Source organism: Pseudonocardia sp. SID8383 (assembly GCF_009864975.1).
GTDB lineage: Bacteria > Actinomycetota > Actinomycetes > Mycobacteriales > Pseudonocardiaceae > Pseudonocardia > Pseudonocardia alni.
Window position 1 is genome coordinate 1 of record NZ_WWFY01000972.1, and the last position, 964, is coordinate 964.

At 78.2% G+C, this 964-nt stretch carries 2 protein-coding genes; one reads left to right on the forward strand and one right to left on the reverse strand.

Annotated features, from left to right (window positions below; translation table 11 throughout):
* Positions 1-508 (reverse strand): LLM class flavin-dependent oxidoreductase (locus GTW08_RS23145; protein ID WP_161152523.1); only part of this gene is annotated, 508 nt, incomplete at its 3' end.
* 46 nt (positions 509-554) lie between these two features.
* Between GTW08_RS23145 and GTW08_RS23150 the strand changes: the two genes are divergently transcribed.
* A partial coding sequence (locus GTW08_RS23150; RefSeq protein ID WP_161152524.1) for a helix-turn-helix domain-containing protein occupies positions 555-964 on the forward strand: 410 nt, incomplete at its 3' end.

Consider the following 964-nt stretch of genomic DNA (forward strand, 5'->3'; position numbering starts at 1 on the left):
TCCGCGGTCCCAGCGCGCCCAGCAGCACCGGGACCTCCGGCTCCGCGCCGGGCACCGCGGTGTCCGCCGGGTCCGACCCCGGACCCGACGAGCCGGGGACCCGCTCGCCGCGCAGCAGCGGGGCCAGCACGTCGAGGTGCTCCGACAGGGCCGACACCGGCCGGGCGAACGGCAGCCCGTACACCTCCAGCAGCCCCGGGTGGCTGACCCCGAGCCCCAGCGTGAGCCGCCCGCCCGACGCCGCCTGCACGGTCAGCGCCTGCGCGGCCAGCACCCGCGGGTGCCGCGGCTGCACGACGACGACCGACGCGCCCAGCTCGACGTCCGGGACCTCCCGGGCGAGCGCGGCGTACAGGGTGAGCGCGTCGTAGCCGTAGCCCTGGGGCAGCCACACCGACCGCAGCCCGGCCGCGGCGACCGCACGGGCGCGACCCACGATCTCCTCGACCAGGTTCGCCGACCCGGAATCCTCGAGCCCGGCCGCGAGGTTGACACCGATACCGATCATGGGCCCACCGTGCGACGACGGCCGGGCCCGGACCAGGAGCGAACCGATGGGGGTACCCGTGGTGACAGGATCGGCGGCCCCTCCGCGGGCCACGACGGCGGACCGCCGCCGGGAGCTCGGCGCCTGCCTGCGCTCCTACCGCGAGCGCGTCGCCCCGGCGACCCTCGGACTGCCCGACCGGGGCAGGCGGCGCACGCCGGGGCTGCGTCGCGAGGAGGTCGCGGTGCTCGCCGGGGTGGGCCTGACCTGGTATACGTGGCTCGAGCAGGGCCGGGTCACCGCCTCCGACGAGGTCCTCACCGCGGTCGGCCGGGTGCTGGGCATCGACGCCCCCGGCGTCGCGCACCTGATCCGGCTGTCCCGCGACGGGGGACCGGCCGTGGGCGCCGCACCGGAGGAGCTGGCCCCGGTGCTCGCGAGCTGGCCCGCCCACCCGGCGGTGCTGCTGGACGCCCG